Annotated in this window: 22 protein-coding genes; 16 read left to right on the top strand and 6 right to left on the bottom strand. The window is 62.8% G+C overall.

Annotated elements, in window-relative coordinates:
- Positions 1 to 141 precede the first annotated feature (141 nt).
- Both CDO35_RS17245 and CDO35_RS17240 read right to left on the bottom strand, forming a co-directional pair.
- The gene (locus tag CDO35_RS17245; protein ID WP_099525909.1) at positions 142 to 1,050 is read right to left on the bottom strand and encodes a glutamate/aspartate ABC transporter substrate-binding protein; all 909 of its coding nucleotides are present in this window, start codon (positions 1,048 to 1,050) and stop codon (positions 142 to 144) included.
- A gap of 256 nt (positions 1,051 to 1,306) precedes the next feature.
- Positions 1,307 to 2,200, bottom strand: a complete 894-nt coding sequence (locus CDO35_RS17240) for an acyltransferase (RefSeq protein ID WP_099525908.1) — start codon at positions 2,198 to 2,200, stop codon at positions 1,307 to 1,309.
- 162 nt (positions 2,201 to 2,362) lie between these two features.
- Here CDO35_RS17240 and CDO35_RS17235 point away from each other — a divergent pair, with 162 nt between their 5' ends.
- The 7 genes from CDO35_RS17235 (at position 2,363) to CDO35_RS23310 (ending at position 9,894) form a co-directional block, all read left to right on the top strand.
- On the top strand, positions 2,363 to 3,601 hold the full coding sequence (locus tag CDO35_RS17235) for an HD-GYP domain-containing protein (RefSeq protein WP_099525907.1): 1,239 nt from the start codon (positions 2,363 to 2,365) through the stop codon (positions 3,599 to 3,601).
- A gap of 87 nt (positions 3,602 to 3,688) precedes the next feature.
- Positions 3,689 to 4,198, top strand: coding sequence for a retropepsin-like aspartic peptidase RloA2 (gene rloA2, locus CDO35_RS17230; RefSeq protein WP_099525906.1), 510 nt, complete (start codon positions 3,689 to 3,691; stop codon positions 4,196 to 4,198).
- A 162-nt stretch (positions 4,199 to 4,360) separates the two neighbouring features.
- Positions 4,361 to 6,391 (top strand): methyl-accepting chemotaxis protein, encoded by a 2,031-nt coding sequence (locus tag CDO35_RS17225; protein ID WP_099525905.1) that lies wholly within the window; start codon positions 4,361 to 4,363, stop codon positions 6,389 to 6,391.
- A 64-nt stretch (positions 6,392 to 6,455) separates the two neighbouring features.
- Positions 6,456 to 6,896, top strand: a complete 441-nt coding sequence (locus CDO35_RS17220) for a CBS domain-containing protein (protein ID WP_099525904.1) — start codon at positions 6,456 to 6,458, stop codon at positions 6,894 to 6,896.
- Between the two features lie 195 nt (positions 6,897 to 7,091).
- Complete coding sequence (creB, locus tag CDO35_RS17215) at positions 7,092 to 7,772, top strand: two-component system response regulator CreB (RefSeq protein WP_099525903.1); 681 nt, start codon at positions 7,092 to 7,094, stop codon at positions 7,770 to 7,772.
- Between the two features lie 2 nt (positions 7,773 to 7,774).
- On the top strand, positions 7,775 to 9,196 hold the full coding sequence (creC, locus tag CDO35_RS17210) for a two-component system sensor histidine kinase CreC (protein ID WP_099525902.1): 1,422 nt from the start codon (positions 7,775 to 7,777) through the stop codon (positions 9,194 to 9,196).
- A gap of 290 nt (positions 9,197 to 9,486) precedes the next feature.
- A complete protein-coding gene (locus CDO35_RS23310) occupies positions 9,487 to 9,894 on the top strand; it encodes a DUF6232 family protein (RefSeq protein ID WP_099525901.1) in 408 nt (135 codons plus the stop codon).
- A gap of 141 nt (positions 9,895 to 10,035) precedes the next feature.
- Here CDO35_RS23310 and CDO35_RS17200 read toward each other — a convergent pair whose 3' ends face one another.
- Together CDO35_RS17200 and CDO35_RS17195 are read right to left on the bottom strand one after the other, a co-directional pair.
- Positions 10,036 to 12,336 (bottom strand): ATP-dependent DNA helicase, encoded by a 2,301-nt coding sequence (locus CDO35_RS17200; protein ID WP_099525900.1) that lies wholly within the window; start codon positions 12,334 to 12,336, stop codon positions 10,036 to 10,038.
- Complete coding sequence (locus CDO35_RS17195) at positions 12,333 to 13,964, bottom strand: VRR-NUC domain-containing protein (protein ID WP_099525899.1); 1,632 nt, start codon at positions 13,962 to 13,964, stop codon at positions 12,333 to 12,335. The genes CDO35_RS17200 and CDO35_RS17195 overlap by 4 nt, the downstream gene beginning before the upstream one ends.
- A gap of 245 nt (positions 13,965 to 14,209) precedes the next feature.
- Here CDO35_RS17195 and CDO35_RS17190 point away from each other — a divergent pair, with 245 nt between their 5' ends.
- From CDO35_RS17190 to trhP, 8 genes are all read left to right on the top strand, one after another.
- The gene (locus CDO35_RS17190; RefSeq protein ID WP_099525898.1) at positions 14,210 to 14,749 is read left to right on the top strand and encodes a phage infection protein; all 540 of its coding nucleotides are present in this window, start codon (positions 14,210 to 14,212) and stop codon (positions 14,747 to 14,749) included.
- A gap of 179 nt (positions 14,750 to 14,928) precedes the next feature.
- Entirely contained in the window at positions 14,929 to 16,272 is a 1,344-nt protein-coding gene (gene creD, locus CDO35_RS17185) for a cell envelope integrity protein CreD (RefSeq protein ID WP_099525897.1), read from the top strand.
- A gap of 48 nt (positions 16,273 to 16,320) precedes the next feature.
- Positions 16,321 to 16,623, top strand: a complete 303-nt coding sequence (locus tag CDO35_RS17180) for a hypothetical protein (RefSeq protein ID WP_099525896.1) — start codon at positions 16,321 to 16,323, stop codon at positions 16,621 to 16,623.
- Positions 16,624 to 16,767: 144 nt separating this feature from the next.
- The gene (locus CDO35_RS17175) at positions 16,768 to 17,556 is read left to right on the top strand and encodes a PA3715 family protein (protein ID WP_099525895.1); all 789 of its coding nucleotides are present in this window, start codon (positions 16,768 to 16,770) and stop codon (positions 17,554 to 17,556) included.
- Positions 17,557 to 17,697: 141 nt separating this feature from the next.
- Complete coding sequence (locus CDO35_RS17170; RefSeq protein WP_099525894.1) at positions 17,698 to 17,958, top strand: DUF4212 domain-containing protein; 261 nt, start codon at positions 17,698 to 17,700, stop codon at positions 17,956 to 17,958.
- A gap of 6 nt (positions 17,959 to 17,964) precedes the next feature.
- Positions 17,965 to 19,734, top strand: a complete 1,770-nt coding sequence (locus CDO35_RS17165; RefSeq protein ID WP_099525893.1) for a sodium:solute symporter family protein — start codon at positions 17,965 to 17,967, stop codon at positions 19,732 to 19,734.
- Between the two features lie 91 nt (positions 19,735 to 19,825).
- On the top strand, positions 19,826 to 20,332 hold the full coding sequence (locus CDO35_RS17160; protein ID WP_099525892.1) for a hypothetical protein: 507 nt from the start codon (positions 19,826 to 19,828) through the stop codon (positions 20,330 to 20,332).
- A gap of 249 nt (positions 20,333 to 20,581) precedes the next feature.
- The gene (gene trhP / locus CDO35_RS17155) at positions 20,582 to 21,889 is read left to right on the top strand and encodes a prephenate-dependent tRNA uridine(34) hydroxylase TrhP (RefSeq protein WP_099525891.1); all 1,308 of its coding nucleotides are present in this window, start codon (positions 20,582 to 20,584) and stop codon (positions 21,887 to 21,889) included.
- Positions 21,890 to 21,990: 101 nt separating this feature from the next.
- Here the strand turns inward: trhP and CDO35_RS17150 are convergent, their stop codons facing one another.
- Both CDO35_RS17150 and CDO35_RS17145 read right to left on the bottom strand, forming a co-directional pair.
- Entirely contained in the window at positions 21,991 to 22,692 is a 702-nt protein-coding gene (locus CDO35_RS17150) for a 3'-5' exonuclease (RefSeq protein ID WP_099525890.1), read from the bottom strand.
- Positions 22,689 to 24,620, bottom strand: a complete 1,932-nt coding sequence (locus tag CDO35_RS17145) for a putative nucleotidyltransferase substrate binding domain-containing protein (RefSeq protein ID WP_099525889.1) — start codon at positions 24,618 to 24,620, stop codon at positions 22,689 to 22,691. The genes CDO35_RS17150 and CDO35_RS17145 overlap by 4 nt, the downstream gene beginning before the upstream one ends.
- Before the next feature lie 165 nt (positions 24,621 to 24,785).
- On the opposite strand from CDO35_RS17145, the gene CDO35_RS17140 reads away from it, so the two are divergent.
- Positions 24,786 to 26,852 carry an LTA synthase family protein gene (locus tag CDO35_RS17140; protein WP_099525888.1) on the top strand — a complete coding sequence of 689 codons (2,067 nt, stop codon included), beginning with the start codon at positions 24,786 to 24,788 and terminating at the stop codon, positions 26,850 to 26,852.
- Positions 26,853 to 26,932 lie beyond the last annotated feature (80 nt).

Genomic DNA, 26,932 nt, shown 5'->3' with positions numbered 1-26,932 from the left:
CGCGGGAGTGACGGTGTGGGGCTTTTTCAGAGTTTCCTTAGCGGATGGTCTCGGCTTCGTCAGGAATTAGGTTGGGGAAGCCGTCGGCTTCCCCGGGGTCCCCGCGCCGTTACGCCTTGTGAGCGTGGCGGTGCATCACCGTCAGATCTGTTCTGCAGATTTGTCGGTCGGATTGGCGATCAGCTTCTTCAGCTCGTCGCTCATGGGGAAATTCAGATTCAGGCCCTTCGGTGGGACGGGCTGCTGGAACCACTTGTTGTAGATATCGTTGATCTCGCCGGAGGCGAAGGTGGCGCTGATGGCCTTGTCGACCACTTGCTTGAAGCCAGCGTCGCCCTTGCGCACCATGCAGCCGTAGATCTCGAAGGATTGCGGGGTGCCGACCACGGCCCAGTCATCCGGCTTCTTGGCCTTGGCCATTTCGCCCGCGAGCAGGGCGTCGTCCATCATGAAGGCGACGGCGCGGTTGGATTCGAGCATCAGGAAGGACTCGCCGTGATCCTTGGCGGAAATCACGTTCATGCCCATCTTCTTCTCGGCGTTCATCGACTTGATCAGGCGCTCGGAGGTGGTACCAGCGGTGGTCACCACGTTCTTGCCTTTGAGGTCGTCGAAATCGTTGATGCCGCTGGTCTTCTTGGCCAGCAGGCGGGTGCCCACTTCGAAGATGCCAACCGAGAAATCGACCTGCTGCTGACGTTCGATGTTGTTGGTGGTGGAGCCGCACTCCAGATCGACGGTGCCGTTCTGCACCAGCGGGATACGGGTTTGCGAGGTCACCAGGTTGTAGCGCACCTTGAGGTCCGGCAAGCCCAGTTCCTGCTTGATCGCCTCGACTACCTTCAACTGCAGGTCATGGGAGTAACCGATCGGCTGGCGCGAGTTGTCGCCGAAGTAGGAGAAGGGAATGGACGAGTCACGATGGCCCAGGGTGATGGTGCCGCTGTCCTTGATCTTCTTCAGGGTGCCGGTCAGTTCTTCGGCGATCACCGGAGTGGAAAGGAAGGCGGCGGCAATGGCCACGCTCAGTACACGGTGGAAGGTACGCATGAATCGAGTCCTCGATGTTGTTGTTGTGATGGCGGGTACGCCACTTTGCTCATGGAAGGTCTACTGCATTCCTGCAGTGACTTGAGCAGGTTGTGTGCCAGCACTTTCGAGGGTTTCGATTTTTATTTATCTAATTGATTTTTAATGGTTTTATTTTCATCTCTGAATGCTCGTAAACGCTTGCCCGTTCGCCCTTCCGACTAAACCTGTGCGGCTGTATTCGGAAATCCGAACGGTCTCCGGCCCTGTGCTCCTGCTAGCCGTGGTTCTCGCTGCGCAACCGTTCGATGCGTTTGTCCTTGGCTAGCCACAGGTCCGATACCCAGTCCTGCACCTGCTGGCGGAAACCCGGGTCGTTCTCGTAGTCGCCCTGATACAGCGCCGGGTCCAGTTCGAGGGTCTGGATATCCATGATCACCTTCGGCACCTGGCCGCTGAGCAAGGCCCAGAAGCCCGGCACCTGCTTGCCGGGATAGACCAGCGTGACGTCCAGCACGGCGTCGATCTGTTCACCCAACGTCGCGAGTACGAAGGCCACGCCACCGGCTTTGGGCTTTAGCAGGTAGCGGTAAGGTGACTGCTGCTGCGCCTGCTTGGCCGGGGTGAAGCGGGTGCCTTCCAGGTAGTTGACCACGGTGACCGGCAGGCGCTTGAACTTCTCACAGGCGGCCCTGGTGATCTCCAGGTCCTTGCCCTTCATGTGCGGGTTCTTCTGCAGAAAGGCCTTGGAGTAGCGCTTCATGAAGGGGTAATCGAGTGCCCAGAAGGCCAGGCCGAGGAAGGGCACCCAGATCAGCTGCTGCTTGAGGAAAAACTTGAAGTAGGGCGTCTTGCGGTTGAACGCCTGCACCAGGGCAGGAATGTCGACCCAGGATTGGTGATTGCTGATCACCAGGTAGGAGCGGTCGCTGCGCAGCTCGGCGTTGCCGCGAATGTCCCAGTGAGTCGGGGTGAGCAGGGCGAAGATGCGCTTGCAGTTCTCGGCCCAGAATTCGGCCACCCACATCACCCCGCGTGAACAGGTATCGCGGGCGCTCTGGCCGGGTAACACGAGCTTGGCGAGGGCGATCAGCAGCAGCGGACCGATCAGGATCAGGGTGTTGGCGAGCAGTAAAACGATGTTGGCTAGGCCGGTCAGCAGAGGGCGCATGTCGACTCCATGGCGGGCGATGAGCGGACATCTTATGCAAGCGCAACAATTTGCTCAAAGCTCCACCCACTGGCCTATTGCCAGATCAGTGTCTATAAGCCAATGATCGTCACCACGGGACATCCCGCCCACGGAAGGCGCTTCAACCTGCCGGTACGCACCATGCTCAAACGGATCGCCGTCGCTGATCTACGCGTCGGAATGTTCATTCAGGAATTCTGCGGCTCCTGGATGGATCATCCCTTCTGGAAGTCCAAATTTCTTCTCAACTCCGAAAAGGATCTCGCTCGTATTCGCGATAGTGCGATCAGCGAGCTGTGGATCGATGTCAGCAAGGGCACCGATGTCGCCGCTGGTGTCCATGCCGCTACCGAGGCTGAGGTCCAATGCGAGGCTGAGGCCCGCCTGTTGGCGGCCATCGAACCGCCCAAGGTCAAGGCACTGTCAATGGAGCAGGAGCTGGAGAACGCGGTGAAGCTCTGCGCGCGCTCCAAGCAGGCGGTAATGGACATGTTCAGCGATGCGCGCATGGGCCAGGCGCTGCAGTTCGAGCAGGCCGAGTCGCTGGTCGAGGAAATTTCCGAGTCGGTGATGCGCCACCCCAATGCGCTGATCAGCCTGGCGCGGCTCAAGCACAGCAACGAATACACCTACATGCATTCGGTGGCGGTCTGCGCCTTGATGATTGCCCTGGCACGCCAGCTCGGTCTGCCCGAGGCCGCTGTGCGTGAAGCCGGGCTGGCCGGTTTGCTGCACGATATCGGCAAGATGGCCGTACCGCAGGAGCTGCTGGACAAGCCCGGCAAGCTCACCGACAACGAGTTCGCCAAGGTGCGCCGGCACCCGGAGGCTGGCGGCAATATCCTGATTGCCAGCAAGCAGGTCAGCGCTCTGGTTCTCGACGTGTGCCTGCATCACCACGAGAAGGTCGACGGCAGCGGCTATCCGCATCATCTGCAAGGTGACCAGATCAGTCTGCTGGCAAAGATGGGCGCGGTCTGCGACGTGTACGACGCGATCACCTCCAATCGCCCCTACAAGCAGGGCTGGGATCCGGCCGAGTCGATCCGCAAGATGGCCGAATGGAAAGGGCATTTCGACGAAGTGGTGTTCCAGGCCTTCGTCAAGACCGTCGGCATCTATCCGGTCGGCGCCCTGGTGCGTCTGCAAAGTGGACGCCTGGCGGTGGTCATGGAGCAGAATCCCAAAGCGTTGCTGGCGCCCAGGGTCAAGGTGTTCTTCTCGGCCAAGTCGCGTTTGCCGCTGCCGCAGAGCGTCGTCGACCTGAGCAAGATCACCGACCAGGATCGCATTGTCGGGCGTGAATCGGCCGAGGAGTGGGGTTTCGAGCGGCTCGATGAGCTGTGGAGTGGGGTGGATCTGGAGGGACGCGGCCGCTAGCTTGCAGCACGTTGTAACGCTTTTGGCGGAACATGCCAGGCGCATGGCAGTCGTAGGTTCGGTCACTGCAAACTAGAGGACCTAACCTTGAAATACGCTCTGCTCCTGCTGGCCGCCGCCATCAGTCTGCCGACCATGGCCGATGAACAACCGGACCTTTACGGCCGCTACGAACTGATCAAGCTCCCCGCTCTGGGCCAGACTCTCAAGGCCAAGATGGACACCGGCGCGATGACCGCCTCGCTATCGGCCAAGGACATCGAACCCTTCAAGCGCGATGGTGAGGATTGGGTGCGCTTCCGCCTAGCCGTCGATGGTGCTGAAGACAAGGTGTATGAGCACCCGCTGGTACGCATCGCCGAGATCAAGAAGCGTACCGAAGAGAGCGACGCCGAGGTCAAGGAAGTCGCCTACTCGCAGCGCCCGGTGATCGAGATGCCGATCTGCCTGGGCGAGGAAGAGCGCACCATCGAGGTCAACCTGACCGACCGCAGCACCTTCAGCTACCCCCTGCTGATCGGTGCCAGCGCCATGCGCGATCTTGGTGCAGCGGTGGACCCGGCCGAGCGTTACACCCGCGATCGTCCCCAATGCTGAGTTAATTGTCGCATTTCGGAAAAGACTGATACCTATTGGCCATTACACTCGTCTTGAGTGCCCAGTATCGACTTCCTTGCCCATAAGGGCGCCGGGCCTGCTTTTTGCTTCATGCAATTCTTTGCCAGGCCTGTAGGCCCTTTAGGTCGTTGAGGTGTCGCTATGACGGGAGTACTCAAGCCGGGTGTACGGCTACTGCAGCGTTTCAGTTTTGCCCACAAGTTTCAGTTGGTGTTCCTGTTGTTCGCGTTGCCGCTCGGTTATGCGCTGTGGGTCATCAGCAGTGACTACCTGTCGCGCCTGCAATCCGTGGACTACGAAGTGGAAGGCGCGCAGGCGCTGGAACGTATGGCTCAGGTGCAACATGAGCTGATCGCCCAGCGCACCCTGCTGGCGCGATGGAAAGGCACCGAGAATGCCGCGCAAGGCTTGCTGCAGCAGCGCGAGGCCAAGCTCGACAAGGCCTTGCAGCAGGCGGCCGAGCCGCTGCAGAGCGAGCTGATCAGTGATCAGGCGCGCCAGCATTTCCAGGCCCTGCAGGGGGAGCGCGACGGTCTGCGAGCTGCAGGGCTGACCAAGGTCCCCTTGCCCGATGCACTGGAGCGCTACCAGAAGGCGCTGTTGTACCTGATTGCCCTGCGCGAGCAGGTGGCGACCGACAGCACCCTGATTCTCGATCCGCGCCTCGACACCTACCTGATGATGGAGCAGATCACCTACGTCATGCCGCGGCTGCTCGAGCAACTTGGCACCTTCGCCGCTCAGGGCCATGGCGCCGTGGTCTCGCAGCATTTCACCCTGCAGAGCCGGGTGCTGATCCGCGACTTGCGGCGCAGCCTCGACGAGCAACGGGCGCAGCTGGTCAAGGCGCAGATCACCCTGTCACGCGAGGCGCCGCAGGCCATGCGCCAACTGAGCGCGCCTTTCGATGCCTCACTCAAGGCGTTCGACGACTTCCTCGTCCAGATCGACCGCGACATGTTCGAGGCCAGCCCCATGGCGCTCACGCCCGAGCAGTTCGTGCAACGTGTCGAAGCGCTGGAAACCCAACTGCAGGGCCTGCAGCAGTCGCTCTATCAGCAGTTCTCCGCCAGCCTCGGTTATTACCGGCAGCAGGCGCTGCACTCGATGATCCAGGTGATTGGCGCATTTATCGCGCTCACCTTGCTGGCGATGTACGTACTGATGTGCCTGAACACCTCGATCCGCATCAGCACCAGCAACATCATCGAAGCCGCGCGCGGTCTGCGTGACGGTGATCTGCGCGTGCGCATGGAGGTCAATGGCCGTGACGACCTGGCCGCCATCGCCCAGGCGCTGAATACCGCAGTCGAGCAGATGCGCGACTCACTGCAGGGTGTCAATCGCGAAAGCCAGCAACTGGATAGCACGGTGCAACTGCTCGGTGGCCAGGCGCGTGATGCCCTGGACGCCGTCGAGCAGCAGCAGGCGCAGATGAGCCAGATCGCCACCGCCGCCACGCAGATGGCCGCCACCGCACAGAGCGTGGCGCAAAGCTGCGAGCAGGCGGCGGTGGAAGCGCAGCAGACCCGTGAAGTGGCGCTGAGCAGTAACCAGCGCAGTGAGCGCACCAGCGCCAGCATGCGCCACCTCAGCAGCCGTCTCGGCGACAGCGCTGCAGCGTTGCAGCAACTGCGCGATCAGACCCAGCAGATAAACCGCGTGGTCGAGGTGATCAAGGGCATCGCCGAGCAGACCAACCTGCTGGCGCTCAATGCCGCCATCGAAGCCGCGCGTGCGGGTGAGGCCGGGCGAGGCTTCGCCGTGGTCGCCGATGAAGTGCGCTCGTTGTCCAAGCGCACCCAGGACTCGACCCAGGAAATCGCCCAGACCGTGGACAACCTGCAGCGCGTGGTCGGGCAGTCGGTCACCCTGATGGAAGAAGCCTGCAGCCAGGCCGACGGCGACATCGGCAGCGTGCTGGCCATGGGCGATGAACTGCAGAACATCGTCGACTCGGTGCAGCGCGTCAGCGACCGCCTGGCGCAGATCGCCACGGCCGCCGAGCAGCAAGCGGCCACCGCCGATGAGGTCAGTGGCAATATCCAGCAGGTCGACCAGGCTGCCGGCCAACTACTCGATGGTGCCCAGGCCGTTAGCAGTGCCGCCGAACAACTGCGTCGAGGCAGCGAAGGGCTGGCGCAGAACACTGGGCGCTTCAGTCTCGACTGAGGTCGAGGCTGACCTGGCTGGCCAACTCTGCTAAAAACGGATAACAACAACAGGAGCCGCCCGCATGAAAACTGTCGCAGAGGTTATTCGCAATAAAGCCAACGCCTACGTTTACAGCGTCGACAGTGAGGATTCGCTGCTCGACGGGCTGCGTATCCTCGCCGAGCATAGGATCGGTGCCTTGGTTGTGCTCTCCGGTGGGCGCTTGGTCGGCATCGTCAGCGAGCGTGACTACGTGCGCAAGGTGGCCTTGGCCGAGCGCTCGTTGCTCAACACCAAGATCAACGAAATCATGACCAGCGAAGTCATCAGCGTTGGCCCGCGTGACAGCGTGCAGTACTGCATGGAGCTGATGACCGAGCGCCGCCTGCGTCACCTGCCGGTGCTGGCCGAAGGCGAGCTGATCGGCCTGCTGTCCATCGGTGACCTGGTCAAGGAAACCATTGCCGAACAGGCCGACCTGATCCGTCAACTGGAGCAGTACATTCGCGGCGAGATTCCCTGACCGGGCTACGGGTGAGCGACAGCCTCGTGGGAGACGCTTTCGACTCTGGCCTCCTGCTTCGTTCTATCTCTTGCATCCATCCAGTCGCAGTGGCGCTTGTCGTGTAGGGCGGGTGAAACTCGCCAATCCCTCGCTTGACGCTGGCTCCCGCGCTCGGCAGTCTCCTGCCGTCGCCCCACAGGTGCAGGACGCCCGATGCCGCAGATACTCATAGTCGAAGACGAAGCCGCGATTGCCGATACGCTGGTCTATGCCCTGCAGGCCGAAGGTTTTGCCACGCACTGGTCGAGCCTGGGCGGCGAGGCGCTGACCCTGCTGGAAAACGGTACCTTCGACCTGGCCATTCTCGACGTCGGCCTGCCAGATATCAGCGGCTTTGAAGTGTGCAAACGCCTGCGCCGTTTCTCCGAGCTGCCGGTGATCTTTCTTACCGCGCGGAGCGAGGAAATCGACCGTGTGGTGGGCCTGGAAATCGGCGCCGACGACTACGTGGTCAAGCCTTTCAGCCCACGTGAGGTGGCCGCTCGGGTCAAGGCCATCCTCAAACGCGTGGCGCCGCGTGAAGCACCAGCAGCCAGCGCGCCGAGCACCTTTCAGATCGACGATGCCGCCTTTCGCATTCACTACCACGGCCAGGCCCTGAATCTGACCCGCCACGAATTTCGCCTGCTGCGCACGCTGCTCGGTCAGCCACGCCGGGTCTATGCGCGCGAGCAGTTGCTCGATGCCCTCGGCGTGGCCAGCGAGGCCGGCTACGAGCGCAACATCGACAGCCATATCAAGAGCGTGCGCGCCAAACTGCGCGCCATCGCTCCGAGCGAAGAGCCGATCCAGACCCATCGCGGTCTGGGTTACAGCTACGAGCCGGAACACTGAACATGCCGTTGGGCGTACGCATCTTCCTCGTCTACTTCCTCTTCGTCGGCCTGGCCGGCTGGTTCGTGCTGAGCACGGTGATGGACGAGATCCGCCCCGGCGTGCGCCAGAGCACCGAGGAGACGCTGGTCGATACCGCCAACCTGCTGGCCGAGATCCTGCGCGACGAGGTCAAGGCCGGCACCCTCGGCCAGGGCCGCCTGCACGAAGCGCTGGAGGCCTATGGCCGGCGCCAGCCGCAGGCGAGCATCTGGGGGGTGACCAAGGCCGAGGTCAACCATCGCATCTACGTCACCGACGACAAGGGCGTCGTCCTGCTCGACTCCACAGGCCTGGCGGTCGGCCAGGACTATTCGCGCTGGAACGACGTGCTGCTGACCCTGCGCGGCCAGTACGGCGCCCGCTCGACCCGCGAAGACCCGGACGATCCCGATTCCTCGGTGATGTACGTCGCCGCGCCGATCAAGGACGGCGAGCGAATCATCGGCGTGGTCTCGGTGGCCAAACCCAACCGCACCCTGCAGCCCTACATCGAGCGCTCGCAAACGCGCCTTGGCTGGCTCGGCGCCGGGCTGATCGGCCTCGGCCTGCTAATCGGCGCGGCGCTGTCCTGGTGGCTCAGCGCGGCGCTGGGCAAGCTCACTCGCTACGCCCAGGCCGTCAGCGAGGGGCAGCGCGCCGAAATGCCTACTGTGCGTGGCGGCGAACTGGGCCAGTTGGCCAAGGCGGTGGAGCGCATGCGCACCGAGCTGGAAGGCAAGGCCTACGTCGAGCGCTACGTACACACCCTGACCCACGAACTGAAAAGCCCGCTGGCGGCCATCCGCGGGGCCGCCGAACTGCTCGAAGGTGATATGCCGGCCGAGCAACGCCAGCGCTTCGTGGGCAATATCCAGCAGGAAAGTGCGCGCCTGCAGAACCTGATCGAACGCCTGCTGCACCTGGCGCAGGTGGAGCAGCGCCAGGGCCTGGAAGAACGCGTGACAGTGCCGCTGGCGCCGCTGGTTGACGAACTGCTGCAAGCGCAACAAGCGCGTATCACCGCTGCCCATCTGCAGATTGATCAGGCAATACCGACCGGCCTCAGCCTGCGCGGCGAGCGCTTCCTGCTGCGTCAGGCGCTGGCCAACCTGCTGGACAACGCCCTCGACTTTACCCCACCCGGCGGGCAGATCCGCATCGCCGCCGAACGCCAGGGCGAGCACATCGTCCTGCGCCTGTTCAACCAAGGCGAAGCCATCCCCGACTACGCGCTGGATCGACTGACCGAGCGCTTCTACTCGCTGCCGCGCCCCAACGGTGGGCGCAAGAGCACTGGCCTGGGCCTGAACTTCGTGCAGGAAGTGGCCGAGCTGCATGGCGGCGAGTTGCAGATCGGCAATGTCGAGGGTGGGGTGGAAGTGAGTCTGATGCTACCCGTCTAGGCTGCGTCTCTCAGCGGCCGCCCTATGGGAGGGGCTTTAGCCGCGAGCGATACACGAACCCGTCGCCGCTGAAGCGCCTCCCACGACTGCTTCTCGATGAGCACTAGCTGCATTGCCACGCGGAGCGTGGGTACGATCGGCGACCGTGGTATGCAAACCGCTGTATGCCGCCGATGGCGGCAAGCACAAGCCCCTGTGCTACTGGCCGGCTGCGCACATGAGCTTGTCGGGTTTCTGTGATGGCGTAGTGATGGTAGATTCACCGAGATCTATAACGGGGTGGGAATCACATGGAAGCTATAGCGTCCGAGAAAGTGTTTTTTGATAAGCATGGAATCAAGGTAACCAATGCTCGGTTTATTGCGCACAAGCAGACTTATGCAATGGCGTCAGTCAGTTCAGTCAAAGTTGGAGTCGCGGACCTTACCCCATCGAAGACGGGGCCCATCGTTCTCATCGTTATCGGAGCTTTCTGGCTTCTAGGCGCATTCTCCTCATCTGGCTTAATGGCAAAGTTTATGCCGCTCGCTATGGTTGCACTGGGGGTATGGTGGTTCAGATCCATCAAGCCGCGCTTTGAGTACAAGATTGTGCTCACTACCTCGTCTGGAGAAACCACTGCGTTAACCAGCAACAGTGAGCCAGATATCAGGGTCGTTGAGGACGCGCTGAACCAGGCAATTGTCTATCGAGGCTAAAGATATCTTGTGGGAGTAGCTTTAGCCGCGAGCGATACACGAACCCGTCGCCGCTGAAGCGCTTCCCACAGCATGCTGCCCGCACCACGCTAAAACTTGCCGAACTGATCGCGGCTAAAACGGAATGCCGCCCAGCCGATCCTACAAATCGGGTTGCGGCTCGGGTGTGGGGGATTTGAGCGGCAAGCGCAGCAGTTCCACCTGCCACCAGGTCGGCAACAAACGGCGGACTTCGGGGCGGGCGAAGCGGTCGTCGATGAGGTAGAGCACGCCTTGATCCTCCGGGGTTCGGATCACGCGGCCGGCGGCTTGTACGACCTTTTGCAGGCCGGGGTAGAGGTAGGTGTAGTCGTAGCCATTGCCGAACAGGGCGTCCATGCGCTGGCGGATTTCTTCGTTGATCGGGTTGAGCTGGGCCAGGCCGAGGGTGGCGACGAAGGCGCCGATCAGGCGTTCGCCGGGCAGGTCGACACCTTCGCCAAATACGCCGCCAAGTACGGCGAAGCCGATGCCGCGGCCGCCGATCTGGAAGCGCTCGATAAAGCCCTGGCGCGCCGCTTCGTCCATCTGTCGCGATTGCGTCCATACCGGAATCTGCGGGTGGTCGCGGTGCAGCTCCTGCAGTACCTGTTCCAGGTACTGATAGCTGCTGAAGAAGGCCAGGTAGTTGCCGGGGCGTTCGGCGTACTGGCGCGCCATCAACTGGCAGATCGGCGCCAACGAAGCGTCGCGGTGTTGGTAGCGGGTCGACAGGTTGCGCACCAGCTGCACGTGCAGTTGTTCGGCGCTGAACGGCGAGGCGACGTCCAGGCACTGGGTCTCTTCCGGCAGGCCGAGCAGGTCGAGGTAATAGTGGCTGGGGCTGAGGGTGGCGGAGAACAGCGTGGCGCTGTGGGCGTCCTCGAAGCGCGGGCCGAGGAAGGGCGCCGGGAGGATATTGCGGATGCACAGTGTGGAGTAGCTGCGCCCGTTTCCGGCTTCATCTCGGTTGATATCGAACAGCGAGTGCGGGCCGAAGCTTTCCGCCAGGCGGCAGAACAGCATGGCGTCCATATAAAAACTGAGCAGCTCTCCGCCGTTGCCTTCGGGTTGATCGGTGAGCAGGTCGGTGATGGCGCTGACGGCCTTGCCCAACGCGGCAAGCAGCAAGTCCGGCGCCAGCGGGTAGACCTGATAGGGCACCTCCTGCTCGCGGTGCAGTTGATCCCAGTGGCGGTCGACCCGATCCAGCACGCTTTTCAGGCGCTTCGGCGCGTCACGGCACATGGCCTTGAAGCGCGCCTGATCCAGCTCGGCGCTGTACATACCGCGCCCGCGTTCCACCAGGTTGTGCGCCTCGTCCACCAGCAGGCAGACGCGCCACTGGTTGATCAGGGTGAGGCTGTGCAGCAGGGCGCCGAGGTCGAAGTAGTAGTTGTAGTCGCCCACCACCACGTCGCTCCAGCGGCACAGCTCCTGGCTCAGGTAATAGGGGCACACGCCATGGGCGATGGCGATATTGCGCACGGCTCGTTGATCCAGCCAGCGCTCCTTCAGCGCCGCGCTGCGTGCTGCCGGCAGGCGGTCGTAGAAGCCCTTGGCCAGCGGACAGGAGTCGCCATGGCAGGCTTTGCTCGGGTGTTCGCAGGCTTTGTCACGGGCCACGTGTTCCAGCACGCGCAGCGGCGTGTCCGGCTCGCGCAGGCGTTGCAGGGCATCGAGTGCCAGGCGCCGGCCTGGCGTCTTGGCGCTAAGGAAGAACAGGCGGTCGAGCTGTTGGCCGGGCATGGCCTTGAGCTGCGGGAACAGGGTGCCGAGGGTCTTGCCGATGCCGGTGGTGGCCTGCGCCAGCAGGTAGTGGCCGTCACGCGCGGCGCGGTATACGGCTTCGGCCAGTTGCCGTTGGCCATGGCGGAATTCGCCGTAGGGGAACTCCAGTGCTTCCAATGCCTGGTTGCGTGCGTGCTGATGCGCCTGTTCCTGCCGCGCCCATTCGATATAGCGGCGGCAGTGCAGGGCGAAGAACTCACTCAGCGAGGCTGCACTATGGCGCTCGCGGAACACCGTTTCCTGCTGGGTCATGACGTTGAAGTACACCACCGCCAGATCCAGTTCCTCGAAGCCCAGTTCCTGGCACAGCAGCCAGCCGTAGATCTTCACCTGCGCCCAGTGCAGCAGGCGGTGATTGGCGGGGATGCGCGAGATGTCGCCACGGTGGGTCTTGATCTCTTCCAGCAGGCGGAACTCGGGGTCGAAACCATCGGCGCGGCCACTGACTGTCAGCCCCTCGAACTCGCCGATCAGCGGCAGCTCGGAGACGTAATCCGGGCCGCGCCGGGCCACCACCGTGGCGTGCCCGGCCATGCCTTCCTGCGCAGTGGGCGAGGGGGTGAAGCGCAGGTCGAGGTCACCTTCCTTGGCGGTGAACTCGCACAGCTCGCGCACGGCGACACGCAGGTTCAATCGCTCCACTCCACGTAGCAGACGCTGACCGGCATGCCGTGCTCAGCGCAGAAGGCCAGCCAGCGTTTCTGGTTGTCCTGCAGGCGGTCGCCGGGGCCTTTCACTTCGATCATCCGGTAGCGGCCTTCAGCAGGCCAGAACTGGATCAGGTCGGGCATGCCGGCGCGGTTCTCGCGGATATCTGCGAGCAGGCGGCGGAACCAGGCGCCCAGGTGCGCGGGTGGCAGGCAGGTCAGGGCCTGTTCCAGGCGTTCGGTATCGAGCAGCTCCCAGAACACGAAGGGCGACTGAATGCCGAACTTCTCGGCGTGGGTGCGGCGTATGGCCTCGATGTAGCTGCCATCCTCCAGACGGGCCAGGCAGGCGGCGAACAGGGGAGCGCGGCGGGCGTGGAAGTCGGCGCGGTGCAGATCCACCGGGCCGGTGTGGAAGGGGTGGAAGAAGGCGCCGGGCAGTGGGGCGAAGATCGCCTCCCAGCAGAGCAGGCCGAACAGCCCGCAGATCAGCGTGTTCTCCACGTAATGCACCGGCGCATCGGGCTCGGCCAGGTGCATGGCCACGGCCAGCTCGACGCTGGCGGCGCGCGGCAGGCGCAGGTCGATGCGATCCTCGTTCAGCTTCGCCGCCTTGGCTGCTGGCGGCAGGCGGAGGCGTTTGCGCAGGCGCGTGCGTGCGCGTTCGGCCAGTTGCGCTTCTTCGGCATTGTGCGGCGCCGCGATCACCTGTTCGGCGAGTGTCAGCGCTTCGGCATCCTGGCCCAGGCGTTCCAGCACGCGAATCTGCCGCTGCCGCGAGCCCACCGCACGGGTGTCGCGGTACAGCGCCAGTGCAGAGTCCAGCTCGCCAGCGCGTTCCAGATGCTGCGCCAGTTGCAGCAGCAGGCGCTGGTGGCGTTCGCCGATATGCGGGCTGTCGCTGGAGAAATCGCCAAGGTGCTGCAGAACCTCGGTCACCGGCATGCCGACCTCGAAAGCCTCGCGGCAGGCGCGCAGGTGCAAGTAGTCATCCACATCCTGGCGGTGACGAAAGCCGCGCGAGCCCGGTGTGATTGGCACCTGCTCGTAGCGGAATATCCCCAGGTCGGCGAGTACGAATTCCGACCAGTCCTGCGCCAGGTTGCCGAAGAACATCAGGCGCAGGCGGTCGCATAGCGGCCCGATAGCCAGGCTCAGCAGACGTTCCTCCATATTCGGGCACCAGTCGGCCAGGCTGCGCGGCTCTGTGTGCAGCTCGCGCAGATGGTCGAGCACTTCGCTTTTCTTCAATGTCCCGCGCGGCAGGTCAGCGGCGAAATGCGCGGCCAGTTCGTCCTTGAGCAGCAGGGCGCCGAGTTCGTCGAAGCTCAGTGCGGCGCAGTCGATCAGCAAGCCCAGTTCCAGCAATGGTTCTGCGGCAGTTGGGATATCGCCGATCTCGGCGTAGCGCAGTTTGCTCGCGCGAAAGTGAATGCCCTTGCGCATCACCAGGCGCACCAGCAGCGCCTGGGAGGGCAATGGCAACTGGGGAAAGTCCGCAACGAAGGCGCGCTCGGTGTCATCCATCAGTTCACGGTGATGGGTGTCGAGCCAGGCGAGGGCCTTGCGGAAGTTGGCCAGATAATAGAGTTCGGGAGCGTCGAGGCTGAGCATGGGGCGAAGTTTTACTGGTTTTTTATACAGATGCCAGTGCCGTTCACCCGCTACCGCACCGAGTAGACGGAAGGCGAGGGCAGCGCTGTGCGAGTGTTCGTGGCAACTATCTGTCTGATCGATAAGCGCTTTTTCAGGTATCGATGGCGTCGATTGTCACTATCCCGAGATGTGCCTTTTGCCGTTCTGGGGCGTGCGTAACATGACAACCGTAGCCAGTTACTTACCCCCTCAGGAGAACGAACATGAAAAAGCATATCCTCGCCAGCCTCGTTATTGCCGCTCTGTCCGCCGGTGCTTTCGCCCTGCCGCAGATCAACGCTCAACAGTCTGCAGCCCCTGTAGTCGCTGAAGGTGGTGCAGATCGCGTCGGCCCGAACCGCGTAACCGAAGGCGGTGCCGAGCGTACTCTGGAGCGTTTTCGCGTAGCCGAAGATGGTGCTGATCGCGTTGGTCCGAACCGTGTTGCAGAAGGTGGTGCTGACCGCGTTGGTCTGAACCGCGTAGCAGAAGGTGGTGCTGATCGCGTTGGTCTGAACCGCGTAGCAGAAGGTGGTGCTGATCGCGTTGGTCTGAACCGCGTAGCAGAAGGTGGCACTGACCGCGTTGGTCTGAACCGTGTCGCAGAAGGTGGTGCTGATCGCGTTGGTCTGAACCGTGTCGCAGAAGGTGGTGCTGATCGCGTAGGCCCGAACCGTGTCGCAGAAGGTGGTGCTGACCGCGTTGGTCTGAACCGTGTAGCCGAAGATGGTGCCGACCGCGTGGGTGCCAGCCGTATCAGCTGATCCGGATATCCATCACGCGGGAGCAGTCTTATGCCGCACAGCAGTTAGAAAGGGCGCCCTGAATCGGCGTCCTTTTTCTTTCACCCATTCTCCACACAATCTCCACGCTCGCCCCACACGCCTCCCACCGCCCTTGCCCAGACTCTGCCGTACCTTCACTCGCTACGGAGAGCCGTACCATGAGCCGTTCCCTGGGCTTCAAGCTGGGCGCCATCGCCCTGCTGATTTTGTTGCTGATGATTCCCCTGCTAATGATCGATGGCCTGGTCGATGAGCGCCAAGGACTGCGCTACGAGGTGCTGCAGGACATTGCCCGCAGTTCCAGCTACCGCCAGCAGATCACCGGGCCGATCCTGGTGCTGCCGTATATCAAGACCACTCATGAGTGGAAGACCAACGAGAAGACCGGTGAGCGCTATAGCGAAGAGCGCCAGCGTCGCGGCCGCCTGTACTTCCTGCCGGAGCGCTTCGTGCTCGAAGGTCAGGTGGGCACCGAATTGCGTGCCCGTGGTATCTATGAAGCGCGCCTGTACCGCAGCGACAGCCAGGTCAGCGGTCAATTCCGCCTGCCGGCGCGCCTGGGGCTGGGCGACGAGTTGGGCTTCTACCGTTTCGAGAAGCCCTTCCTCTCCGTCGGCATCAGCGATATCCGCGGCATCAGCAACGATCTGCAGCTGCGCCTCAATGGCCAGACCCTAAGCTTCGCGCCGGGCAGTGCTGACGATAACTTCGGCGCTGGCGTGCATGCACCGATTCCGGCTCTGGATGCGCAGGGCGGGCAGATTCTCGAGTTCGCTTTCGACCTCAAGCTGCAGGGCACCGAGCAGCTCTCGGTGGTGCCGGTCGGGCGTGACAGCCGGGTCAAGCTGAGCTCCGACTGGCCGCACCCGAGCTTCGTCGGTGAATACCTGCCGAGCAGCCGCGAGATCAGTGCCGCAGGCTTCACTGCCGAGTGGCAGACCAGCTTCTTCGCCACCAATCTGGAGGAAGCATTGCGCGACTGCGTGGGCGGTGATCGTTGCCAGGCTTTGTTCGGCCGCAACTTCGGGGTCAGCTTCGTCGACCCGGTCGACCAGTACCTGAAGACCGATCGTGCGATCAAATATGCGCTGCTGTTCATCGCCCTGACCTTCGCCACCTTCTTCCTCTTCGAGGTGCTCAAGCGCCTGGCCGTGCACCCGGTTCAATACGCCCTGGTCGGCCTGTCGCTGGCGCTGTTCTATCTGCTGCTGCTGTCGCTCTCCGAGCATCTGCCGTTCACCCTGGCCTATGGTCTTTCGGCGGGCGCCTGCGTTGGCCTGATCGGTTTCTACGTCAGCTTCGTGCTGCACAGCTGGCGACGTGGCATGGGTTTTGGCGCGTTGCTGGCCGCTCTGTACGCCATGCTCTATGGCCTGCTCAACGCCGAGGACTACGCCCTGTTGATGGGCTCGCTGCTGGTGTTCGGCGTACTCGGCAGCGTGATGGTGCTGACCCGCAAACTGGACTGGTACGGCGTCGGCCGCAGCACTCCGCATGCCTGATCGTGACTGGCGCGGCGTAGGCCGCGCCACTTCTCTGGAGAGAACCCCATGCGTCTTCTCATGCAATTTTCTGCCTGCCTTGGCCTCGGTCTGGTGGTGGCGGTGATGATCCTCATCGGCCTGATGTTCTGCGGCTGGTTCAACCTGATCGACGGCCTGTTGCTGACCGGCAAGCCGCTCGCCAGCCTGAGCCTGATGGTGCTGCCGGACGGTTTCTGGAACGCCCTGACCGGTATCCAGGACGCGGCGAGCAACGGCACGCTGCGTTCCTTTCTGTCGCTGTGCGCAGCGTTGGGCCAGGTCGGCCTGCTGCTGGCACTGGGCTTCATGCGCCTGTGGTATCGGCCATGAGCGGGCATATCGGCTTGCGCGAGGAGGCGCGTGCCGGGCACCTTCTGGCGCGGCGTATCGCCTGGCTGTTTCGCGATGCCCATCATGGGCAGTGGGCGGTTGGCGGCGTAGACTCGCGCCGGGATGAAATGAAGGAACTCAAGGATGAAAGGACTATTCGCAACGGGCCTGGGTGGCCTGCTGTCGATCAGCGTGGCGTTGGCCGATGACTGCGCGGTGCAACTGTCAGCCTGGCTGGAGCTGGCGCATCCCGGCCATGCCGGCGGCGCTTGGCTGCAGGATGAGCGCGGTGCCTATCGGGTCGATGCCGAGCAGAGCAGCTGCAAGATCTGGCCTGCGCGTCCTCAGTTGACCCTGCTCGCCGTGCCGCTGGTACGCGAGGCGCAGCCTGACCAAGGCCAGAGCGACCTTGAAATACTGGTGCTGGATCATGCGAGGCAAGACGTCGTGGCGCGCCTGGTCAAGCCCAATCTACTGGATTGGGACGCGATCTATGTGGACCGGTTGGTCTTGGATACCGCGCCTTATCGACTACGAGGTGATGACCTGGCCTTTGGCGTTCGAATCAATCGCCGCAACGGGTCGTGGATGAATCCCTTCGCGGAAACCGAGCTCGCTCTCTACGAGTTGAAAGCGCAAGGGTTGCGCCCCCTGATGGGAGGGCTGGTGGTGGAGAGCTTCGGCGGTGAACGAGACGGCGACTGCACGGCTTCGTTCGGCGAGGCCAAGGGCGTGCTCATCGTTACCGACAAGGTTGGCCGCGATGGCTATCGCGACCTGATCTTCAGGCAAACCTATACTGGCCGGCGCATGGTGGTGGCCGATGGCGAATGCCAGACCATCGAAGCCGATGCCCGCCGCGGCCAGTTCCGTATCGAGTACGGCGTAGAACGCTATCTGCTGCCGATCGAGTTGGTCTCCGACCCGCACTGAAGGCGCTGTGTATTGCTCGGGTGGGATAAGACGTTCCAGAAGCGCTCTGCGATGCGGCTAATACCAATGTCTAGCTGTCGGTCGGTACTGGCCTGCTGCTAGCTTGAAGCTGCATCAGAATAACAATAACCGGAGGCGTCTATGACTTCTGAACAAAGCAATGCCGCGGCCTATTGGAAGGCCAATGTGCGGCTCATCACCTGGAGCCTGATTGTCTGGGCGCTGGTTTCCTATGGATTCGCCATGATCCTGCGCCCGATGGTCGCGGGAATCTCCGTTGGCGGTTCCGACCTCGGATTCTGGTTCGCCCAGCAAGGCTCAATCCTCTTCTTTATCGGGCTCATTTTTCACTACGCGTGGAGACTGAACAAACTCGATAAAGAATATGGCGTTGAGGAGTAAGTGGTCATGAGCCAATTCGTTATCAACATGTTGTTCGTAGGCGCGTCCTTCGCGCTCTACATCGGCATCGCCATCTGGGCGCGTGCCGGCTCCACCAAAGAGTTCTACGTCGCTGGCGGTGGTGTGCATCCGGTCACCAACGGTATGGCGACAGCCGCTGACTGGATGTCCGCAGCTTCCTTCATTTCCATGGCGGGCCTTATTGCCGCCGGTGGTTATGCCAACTCCACCTTTCTCATGGGTTGGACCGGTGGTTATGTGCTGCTGGCGATGCTGCTGGCGCCCTACCTGCGCAAGTTCGGCAAATTTACCGTGCCGGACTTCATCGGTGATCGCTTCTACAGCCGTGGCGCACGTCTGACTGCAGTGATCTGCCTGGTGATCATCTCCGTGACCTACGTGATCGGTCAGATGGCCGGTGCCGGTGTTGCCTTCTCGCGCTTCCTCGAAGTGAGCAACTCCACGGGTATCTGGATCGCTGCAGCGGTGGTATTCGCCTACGCCGTATTCGGTGGCATGAAGGGCATCACCTACACTCAGGTTGCGCAGTACGTGGTACTGATCGTGGCCTACACCATCCCGGCGATCTTCATCTCCCTGCAGCTGACCGGTAACCCGATCCCGCCGCTGGGCCTGTTCGGTGACCACGTCGAGTCCGGCGTGCCGCTGTTGCAGAAACTCGATGAAGTGGTGCGTGACCTGGGCTTCGCTGCCTACACCGCCGATGTCGACAACAAGCTGAACATGGTGCTGTTCACCATGTCGCTGATGATCGGTACTGCTGGTCTGCCGCACGTCATCATCCGCTTCTTCACCGTGCCCAAGGTTTCCGACGCACGCTGGTCGGCGGGTTGGACCCTGATCTTCATCGCCATGCTCTACCTCACCGCGCCGGCTGTTGCTTCGATGGCGCGCCTGAACCTGGTGACCACCATCTATCCGGAAGGCGCCTCGGCTCCTGCCCTGTCCTATGACGAGCGTCCTGAGTGGGTCAAGAACTGGGAGCAAACCGGCCTGATCAAGTGGGAAGACAAGAACGGCGACGGCCGCATCCAGATGTACAACGATGCTGCACCGGCCTTTACTGCGACCGCTCAGGAGCGTGGCTGGAACGGTAACGAGCTGACCGTGAACAACGACATCCTGGTTCTGGCCAACCCGGAGATCGCCAACCTGCCAGGTTGGGTGGTCGGCCTGATTGCGGCGGGCGCCATTGCGGCGGCACTGTCGACGGCGGCTGGTTTGTTGCTGGCGATTTCTTCGGCGATCAGTCATGACCTGATCAAGACCTTGATCAATCCGAAGATCAGCGAGAAGAACGAGATGATGGCAGCGCGGCTATCGATGGCTGCGGCGATTCTGCTGGCGACCTACCTGGGCTTGAATCCACCCGGATTCGCCGCGCAGGTGGTGGCATTGGCCTTCGGTATTGCGGCGGCGACCCTGTTCCCGGTGCTGATGATGGGGATCTTCTCCAAGCGCATGAACGACAAGGGTGCGATCTGCGGTATGGTCGCCGGCCTGGTGATCACCCTGCTGTACATCTTCACCTACCTGGGCTGGTTCTTCATTCCGGGCACCAACATGCTGCCGAACACCCCGGACCAGTGGTTCATGGGTATCTCCCCGGCTTCCTTCGGTACCGTCGGTGCGCTGATCAACTTCGCTGTGGCTTACGGCGTATCGCAGGTCACTGTTGCACCGCCGCAGGAAATCCAGGACCTGGTGGAAAGCGTACGTACCCCCAAAGGTGCTGGTGCCGCTCTGAACCACTAAGCATAATCCTGGCCTGACGCCATCTGTCGATGGTCCAGGCTCTGACAGACGGGCCTCCACTGGAGGCCCGTCTTTTTTCGGGAACAACCATATGTTGTGGACTTTGCTTGCCATCGTGGTGGCGGGGCTCGGCGCTGCCGGTATCGCTCTGCTGCTGCGTAAACTGACGCGTAACAAACTGCCGAAGTGGATCGTGCCGCTGTTCGGTGGCTTGGGGATGCTGGGCTATCAGGTGTTCTACGAGTACTCCTGGTTCGAGCATCAGCAGGCGCGCCAGCCCAAGGAGTCGGTTGTGGTCGCGACCGAAGCGGGTCACGTGTTCTGGCGCCCGTGGAGCTACTTCGTGCCGATGGTCACCGCCTTCACCGTGCTCGACAGCAAGAGCGTCGTGCGCGAGCAGGTGGCGGACGCGCAAGTGGCCGAGTTCATGCTCTATCGTTTCGAGAAGCAGCACATCGACCACGTCTCGCACCGAGCTCATCTGCTCAATTGCGCAACTGGCGAGTTGTTGCCGCTGGACGAGAAAAAGCAGCCTCAGCTTGCCCAGCTCAAGCGCATCGACAAGGACGACGCGCTGTATCGCCAAGTGTGTCGCTAGCCCGTCATTCTTGTGTCGCGGCAGTGGTGCGCACGGCGCACCCTACGCGAAAGCGCAGCATCGGTGCGCGTGAACTGGGCCATCACTCCCTATTTGCGGACGCCTCTCACTGTAGGGTGCGCCTTGCGCACCGACCCTTCACTGATGGTGCCTGACTCGGCTGCTTTTCTGCGCCCGATAGACCCAGATCAATATCCACGCCTGCCACCTGCATAGAATCGCCAGCCCCGGATTTTCGAGCTTGCGGTCATGCCCCGTTTCCCCGAACTGCTGTCGCCAGCTGGCAGCCTGAAGAACATGCGTTACGCCTTCGCCTACGGCGCCGATGCGGTGTATGCCGGGCAGCCGCGTTACAGCCTGCGCGTGCGCAACAACGAGTTCGACCACGCCAACCTGGCCCTCGGCATCGCTGAGGCGCACGCGCAGGGCAAGCAGTTCTACGTGGTGGTCAACATCGCCCCGCACAACGCCAAGCTCAGGACCTTCCTCAAGGACCTGGCGCCGGTGATCGAGATGGCGCCCGATGCGCTGATCATGTCCGACCCGGGCCTGATCATGCTGGTACGTCAGCATTATCCGCAGATGCCGATTCACCTCTCGGTGCAGGCCAACGCGGTGAACTGGGCCAGCGTCGAGTTCTGGCGGCAGCAGGGGCTGAGCCGAGTGATCCTCTCGCGTGAGCTGGCGTTGGAAGAGATCGAGGAAATCCGTAGCCAGGTACCGGGTATGGAGCTGGAAGTGTTCGTCCACGGCGCACTGTGCATGGCCTATTCCGGGCGTTGCCTGCTGTCGGGCTACATCAATCGCCGCGATCCCAACCAGGGCACCTGTACCAACGCCTGCCGCTGGAAGTACCAAGCCACGACGGCAACCGAGAACGAACTGGGCGAAATCGTCCGTGTGGTCGAGCCGACGCTAGGGCAGGGCGCGCCGAGCACTCAGGCTTTCGTGCTCGAAGAGGCCGGTCGTCCAGTTGAAGAAATGGCCGCTTTCGAAGACGAGCACGGCACCTACATCATGAACTCCAAGGACCTGCGCGCGGTGCAGCACGTCGAGCGCCTGCTGCGCATGGGTGTGCATTCGCTGAAGATCGAGGGGCGCACCAAGAGCCATTTCTACGTGGCGCGCACGGCGCAGGTCTACCGCCGAGCCATCGACGATGCGCTGGCCGGCAAACCCTTCGACCCGAGCCTGCTCGGCAGCCTGGAGTCACTGGCGCATCGCGGTTATACCGAGGGTTTTCTGCGTCGTCATGTGCACGACGAATACCAGAACTACGCGCGCGGCAGCTCGGTCGCGGAGCGCCAGCAGTTCGTTGGCGAACTCACCGGTGAGCGCCGTGGCGAGCTGGTCGAGGTGCGGGTGAAGAACCGCTTTGCGGTGGGCGATGGACTGGAGTTGATGACGCCACAGGGTAATCTGCGTTTCACGTTGGAACACCTGCAGAACGCGCAGGGCCAGGCGCAGCAGGTGGCGCCGGGCGACGGTCACGTGCTTTATCTGCCGCTGCCGACAGATGTGCAATTGGAATACGGGCTGCTGATGCGCGATCTCTAGGTTCCCGTAGGGTGGATGACGCTTCACCCATCCACCGGGGTTGTTGCCCTCATGGTGGATGAAAAGAGCCTCATCCACCCTACGACCCTACATGGCACCTATTACATGGCGTGCTGGCGCCGCCGCCGGCTGGCCAGTTGGCGCTCCAGCTCGCAAAGACTGTCGATGCCCTGGCGCCGCGCTTTGCTGAACAGCATCAGCGCCAGTTCGGCGGTCACCAGCGCATCGGCACTGGCGTTGTGACGCTGGTGTACCTGCAGGCCGAATTCGGCGACCCAGTCGTCGAGCCCGCCCTGGCGAACACGCGATTGCGGACACAGTAGCGGTGCGATCTCGGCGACATCGAAGAAGCTGTGCTGCAGGCGATAGCCCAGGCTCTGGCGCAGTGCGCGAGCGAGCATGCGCTGGTCGAATTCGGCATGGAAGGCCAGCAGCGGGCTGCTGCCGACGAACTCCATGAAATCCAGCAGCGCCTCGCTCGGCTCGACGCCACGGGCCACTTCGCTGGGGGCGATGCCGTGAATCAGGGTGCTGGCGCTGGCCTGATGATCGGCGCGGTGCAGGGTGCATTCGAACTGTTCGGCGAAGTCGATGGCGCCGTTGTCGATCACCACCGCGCCGATGGCCAGCACCTGGTCACGACGCATGTTCAGGCCGGTGGTTTCCAGATCGAGCACGACGAAGCGCTGCTGGTGCAGCGGACGGTCGTCGAACGCTGCTGGGGCGCTCAAGGCATCGCGGCGTTGCAACTGCTGCTGGGTCAGGGCCGGACCGCGGCCGGTGAACCAGGTGAACTTGCTCATAACTGATACCTCATGGCCAGGCTGCTCTGCAGGCGCTGCGCCTGGCGGAACGACTCGCGCAGAATACGCCGGTCCAGGTGGTTGAGGTGGTCGGGGTCGACCCGATTGGAATAGGGCAGCTCGTCACGTGCCTGCAACTGATGCTGCTGCATACGCGTCTGCTGAATGAAATGATAGGCCTCTTCATAGGCGGCGCCGTCCAGCGCATCGATCACGCCCTTGGTGATCAACGCGCGCAAACGCTCGAGGGTGCCGACTGCGCTGATGCCGTTGGCCAGTGCCAGCAGGCGCGCGCCGTCGACGAAAGGCGTCAGGCCCTGCACCTTGAGGTCGAGGGTGTCCTTGTCGGCGCCGGAACGGGCCACCACGAAATCACGGAAGCGCCCGACCGGCGGGCGCTGGCGTAGAGCGTTCTCGGCCAGCATCTTCTGGAACAGGCTGTTGCTGGCGACGCGGCCGAGCAATTCTTCGCGCAGTTGTTCGCAGCCTTCGTCCGGACCCCAGATGGTGCGCAGGTCGAAGTAGATCGACGAGCCCAGCAGATTCTCCGGCGTGGCTTCGAGGACGAAGCCAGCAAAGCGCCGTGACCATTCCTGGCGCGACAGGCACAGCTCGGGATTGCCGGCCATGATGTTGCCCTTGCACAGGGTGAAGCCGCACTGCGCCAGGCGCTGGTTGATCTCGCGGGCGATCGGTAGCAGGCGCTCGCGAATTGCCGCAGCCTCGCTGGCGTTTTCCGCCTCGAAAAGGATGCCGTTGTCCTGGTCGGTGTGCAGGGTCTGCTCGCGGCGGCCCTCGCTGCCGAAGCACAGCCAGGTGAATGGGATACCCGGATCGCCCATTTCCTCGAGGGTCAGTTCGATCACCCGGCATACGGTGTGGTCGTTGAGCAGGGTGACGATATGGGTGATCTGCGTCGAACTGGCGCCGTGGGCGAGCATGCGGTCGACCAGCAGGCGAATATCGCTGCGCAGCCCGGCCAAGGTCTCTACCTTGCCGGCATGGCGAATAGTACGCGCCAGATGCACCAGGTCGACGCGCTGCAGGCTGAACAGGTCGCGCTCGGAAATCACCCCGCACAGTTTCTCGTGTTCCACCAGGCAGACGTGGGCGATATGCCGCTCGGTCATGGCGATGGCGGCATCGAAGGCGCTGGCATCCGGCGGCAGATGAAACGGATTGGGTGTCATCAGATTGTCGATGGGCTGGGCCAGGTCGACGCCATCGGCGACCACCCGGCGCAGGTCGCGCAGGGTGAAGATGCCCAGTGGTTTGTCGGCCGGATCGAGCACCACGATGCTGCCCACGTGCTGCTCGTGCATAAGCCGCACGGCATCGCGAACAGGCGTGTCGGGCGCGCAGCCGATGGGTTGACGCATGGCCAGTTCGCCCAGGCGGGTGTCCAGCGAGTATTGCGCGCCGAGGGTTTCCACCGCGCGCAGTTGTACCTGCTGGTTGACCTGATCGAGCAGGCTGCTGACCCCGCGCAGGGCGAAGTCGCGCAGCGGGTTGGAAACGGCGAACAGCTTGATGAAGGCGTGCTTGGCCAACAGCAGGCAGAAGGTATCTTCGGCGGCCAGGTGTTCGGTGCGCGTGGCGCGTTCGCCGATCAGTGCCGCCAGGGGGAAGCACTCGCCGGCGGTGATCTCAAAAGTGGTCTCGGTGCCGCGCCGGGCGCTGTGTGGGCGCTCACCGTGCACGCGGCCCTGTTTGACGATGTAGAAGTGCTCGACCGGGCCATCGCTGGGCTTGATGATCGAGTCACCTTCGGCATAGAAGCGCAGCTGGCAGTGCTCGACCAGATACGCCAGGTGAGCGGTGTCCATCTGGTTGAAAGGCGGGAACTTGTGCAGGAACTCCATGGTGCCGTGGATGTTCTGAAGCACCGCAGTCTTGCCCGCATCGGCCATTGCGTCGGCCTTGCTCATGGGCTTGCGCCTCGCAGTTTCGGGATGTTGTCAGTGTGGCCCTGGCCCGCCGGGTTGCCCATTGCACCTAAGTAGGGTGCGGGCAGCGCCGTTTTGACGAAATTTTGACTTATGCCCAGGCAGACTGCCCCCGCCCACGTATTCCGTAAAGAGCAAGGCACATCCATGCAGTCATCCGTACCAGCTGCCCACAAGGCGGCGCAGGTCAGTGTTGCTAGTCACCTGGCGTTCATCCTTGGCAGCGCGCTGTGCATGCTGCTGCTCTTCGCCCTGGCTCGCCTGGGGCTTCTGGCCTACAACCACGCGCTGATCGCCGATACGCCGGCCAGCACCTTCGTCGAGGCCTTTATCAATGGCGCGCGTTTCGACCTGCGCCTGATCGTCTATTTGTGCGTGCCGTTGAGCCTGTCGCTGCTCAGCGTCACGGCGATGCGTGCACGGCGTCTGCACGTCGCCTGGCTGACGTTCGCCACCAGCCTGTGCCTGTTCTTCGCCGTGGTCGAGCTGAACTTCTACCGCGAATTTCACCAGCGCCTGAATAGCCTGGTGTTCCAGTACATGCAGGAAGACCTGGGCACCGTTACCAGCATGATCTGGAACGGTTTCCCGGTGCTGCGCCTGCTGCTGGCCTGGGCCCTGGCGACGCTGCTGCTGGCCTGGCTATTCCGCCGTATCGAGCGCGCAACGCGTGCGCGCGGGCATGCTGCGCCGCCGCGCTGGCCGGCTCGCACCGCCGTGTTCGTACTGTTCCTGCTGGTCTGCGTGGTTGCTGCCCGTGGCACCCTGCGCTCCGGCCCGCCGCTGCGTTGGGGAGACGCCTATACCACCGATTCGATGTTCGCCAATCACCTGGGCCTTAATGGCACCCTGACCCTGGTCGACGCCGCCGAGAACTTTTTCTCCGATCACCGCGACAACAGCTGGAAGGCCACCCTGCCGGCTGACGAAGCACAGCAGGTCACCCGCGACCTGCTGCTGACCCCGCGCGATGAGCTGATCGACCCTGACCAGGCCGCCGTGCGCCGCATTTACACGCCCCCAACCGAAGGCCAACTGCCGCAGGTGCGCAACGTGGTGGTGATCCTCATGGAGAGCATGGCCGGCCGCTACATCGGCGCCATGGGCAACCAGGACGGCATCACCCCCAACTTCGATGCCCTGGCCAAGCAAGGGCTGCTGTTCCAGCGCGTATTCTCCAACGGCACCCACACCCACCAGGGCATGTTCGCCACCATGGCCTGCTTCCCCAACTTGCCGGCGTTCGAATACCTGATGCGCATGCCTGAAGGCGGCCATCAGTTCTCCGGCCTGCCGCAACTGCTCAGTGCCCGTGGCTATGACGACGTTTATGTCTACAACGGCAGCTTCGCCTGGGATAACCAATCCGGCTTCTTCGCTAACCAGGGCATGCGCAACTTCGTCGGCCGTGACGACTTCGTCGACCCGGTGTTCATCGATCCGACCTGGGGCGTGTCCGACCAGGACATGTTCAGCCGCGGCGCCGAAGAACTGGCCAAGCTTGGCAGCCAGGGCAAGCCGTTCTACGCACTGCTGCAGACGCTGTCCAACCACACGCCTTACGCGCTGCCGGAAGACCTGCCGGTCGAGCGCGTCACCGGCCACGGTTCGCTGGACGAACACCTGACTGCCATGCGCTACGCCGACTGGGCGCTCGGCCAGTTCTTCGCCAAGGCGCGCCAGGAGCCCTATTTCAAGGACACCCTGTTCGTGGTTCTGGGTGACCATGGTTTCGGCAACGACGAGCAGATTACCGAGATGGACCTTTCGCGCTTCAGCGTTCCGCTGCTGCTGATCGGCCCTGGCGTGCAGGACACCTTCGGCAGCAGTCGCGACACCGTTGGCAGCCAGATCGACGTGGTGCCGACCATCATGGGCCGCCTCGGTCAGCCCGTGCAGCAGCAATGCTGGGGCCGCGATCTGCTGGCGCTGCCTGAGGGTGATGCCGGTGTGGCGGTGATCAAACCGTCCGGGAGCGACCAGACCGTGGGTTTGGTGACCGGCGACAATATCCTGGTCAAACCGCGTGACCGTGATGCGCGCCTGTATCGCTACCAGCTTGGCCACGAGGCCAGTGCCGAGGTGATCGATGACGCGCAGCGGCGCAGCGATCTGGAGCGCAAACTGTCGGCCTTCGTGCAGACCGCGACAGCCAGTCTGCTGGGCAACACCACCGGGGTGACGGCGGACAAGGCGGCGCAGGCCAAGCCCTGATTGCCCGTCGCGGCTAAAGCCCCTCCCACGGGACACTCAACTTTGTGGGGTGGGAGGGGCTTTAGCCGCGACACTCCCCA

The sequence above is a fragment of the Pseudomonas sediminis genome (assembly GCF_002741105.1).
GTDB classification, from domain to species: domain Bacteria; phylum Pseudomonadota; class Gammaproteobacteria; order Pseudomonadales; family Pseudomonadaceae; genus Aquipseudomonas; species Aquipseudomonas sediminis.
Note: the sequence above shows the minus strand (reverse complement) of the source record. Positions and strands in the feature narration are given on the sequence as shown.

Excerpts from the sequence above, each read along its gene's own strand:
- CDO35_RS17175 (WP_099525895.1), top strand. The coding sequence starts at position 16,768 with ATGAAAGGACTATTCGCAACGGGCCTGGGTGGCCTGCTGTCGATCAGC.
- CDO35_RS17145 (WP_099525889.1), bottom strand. The coding sequence starts at position 24,620 with ATGAGCAAGGCCGACGCAATGGCCGATGCGGGCAAGACTGCGGTGCTT.
- trhP (WP_099525891.1), top strand. The coding sequence starts at position 20,582 with ATGCCCCGTTTCCCCGAACTGCTGTCGCCAGCTGGCAGCCTGAAGAAC.
- CDO35_RS17165 (WP_099525893.1), top strand. The coding sequence starts at position 17,965 with ATGAGCCAATTCGTTATCAACATGTTGTTCGTAGGCGCGTCCTTCGCG.
- CDO35_RS17160 (WP_099525892.1), top strand. The coding sequence starts at position 19,826 with ATGTTGTGGACTTTGCTTGCCATCGTGGTGGCGGGGCTCGGCGCTGCC.
- CDO35_RS17240 (WP_099525908.1), bottom strand. The coding sequence starts at position 2,200 with ATGCGCCCTCTGCTGACCGGCCTAGCCAACATCGTTTTACTGCTCGCC.
- CDO35_RS17235 (WP_099525907.1), top strand. The coding sequence starts at position 2,363 with ATGCTCAAACGGATCGCCGTCGCTGATCTACGCGTCGGAATGTTCATT.
- CDO35_RS17140 (WP_099525888.1), top strand. The coding sequence starts at position 24,786 with ATGCAGTCATCCGTACCAGCTGCCCACAAGGCGGCGCAGGTCAGTGTT.
- CDO35_RS17195 (WP_099525899.1), bottom strand. The coding sequence starts at position 13,964 with ATGCTCAGCCTCGACGCTCCCGAACTCTATTATCTGGCCAACTTCCGC.
- creC (WP_099525902.1), top strand. The coding sequence starts at position 7,775 with ATGCCGTTGGGCGTACGCATCTTCCTCGTCTACTTCCTCTTCGTCGGC.
- CDO35_RS17220 (WP_099525904.1), top strand. The coding sequence starts at position 6,456 with ATGAAAACTGTCGCAGAGGTTATTCGCAATAAAGCCAACGCCTACGTT.
- creD (WP_099525897.1), top strand. The coding sequence starts at position 14,929 with ATGAGCCGTTCCCTGGGCTTCAAGCTGGGCGCCATCGCCCTGCTGATT.
- CDO35_RS17225 (WP_099525905.1), top strand. The coding sequence starts at position 4,361 with ATGACGGGAGTACTCAAGCCGGGTGTACGGCTACTGCAGCGTTTCAGT.
- creB (WP_099525903.1), top strand. The coding sequence starts at position 7,092 with ATGCCGCAGATACTCATAGTCGAAGACGAAGCCGCGATTGCCGATACG.
- CDO35_RS17180 (WP_099525896.1), top strand. The coding sequence starts at position 16,321 with ATGCGTCTTCTCATGCAATTTTCTGCCTGCCTTGGCCTCGGTCTGGTG.
- CDO35_RS23310 (WP_099525901.1), top strand. The coding sequence starts at position 9,487 with ATGGAAGCTATAGCGTCCGAGAAAGTGTTTTTTGATAAGCATGGAATC.
- CDO35_RS17170 (WP_099525894.1), top strand. The coding sequence starts at position 17,698 with ATGACTTCTGAACAAAGCAATGCCGCGGCCTATTGGAAGGCCAATGTG.
- CDO35_RS17245 (WP_099525909.1), bottom strand. The coding sequence starts at position 1,050 with ATGCGTACCTTCCACCGTGTACTGAGCGTGGCCATTGCCGCCGCCTTC.
- CDO35_RS17190 (WP_099525898.1), top strand. The coding sequence starts at position 14,210 with ATGAAAAAGCATATCCTCGCCAGCCTCGTTATTGCCGCTCTGTCCGCC.
- CDO35_RS17150 (WP_099525890.1), bottom strand. The coding sequence starts at position 22,692 with ATGAGCAAGTTCACCTGGTTCACCGGCCGCGGTCCGGCCCTGACCCAG.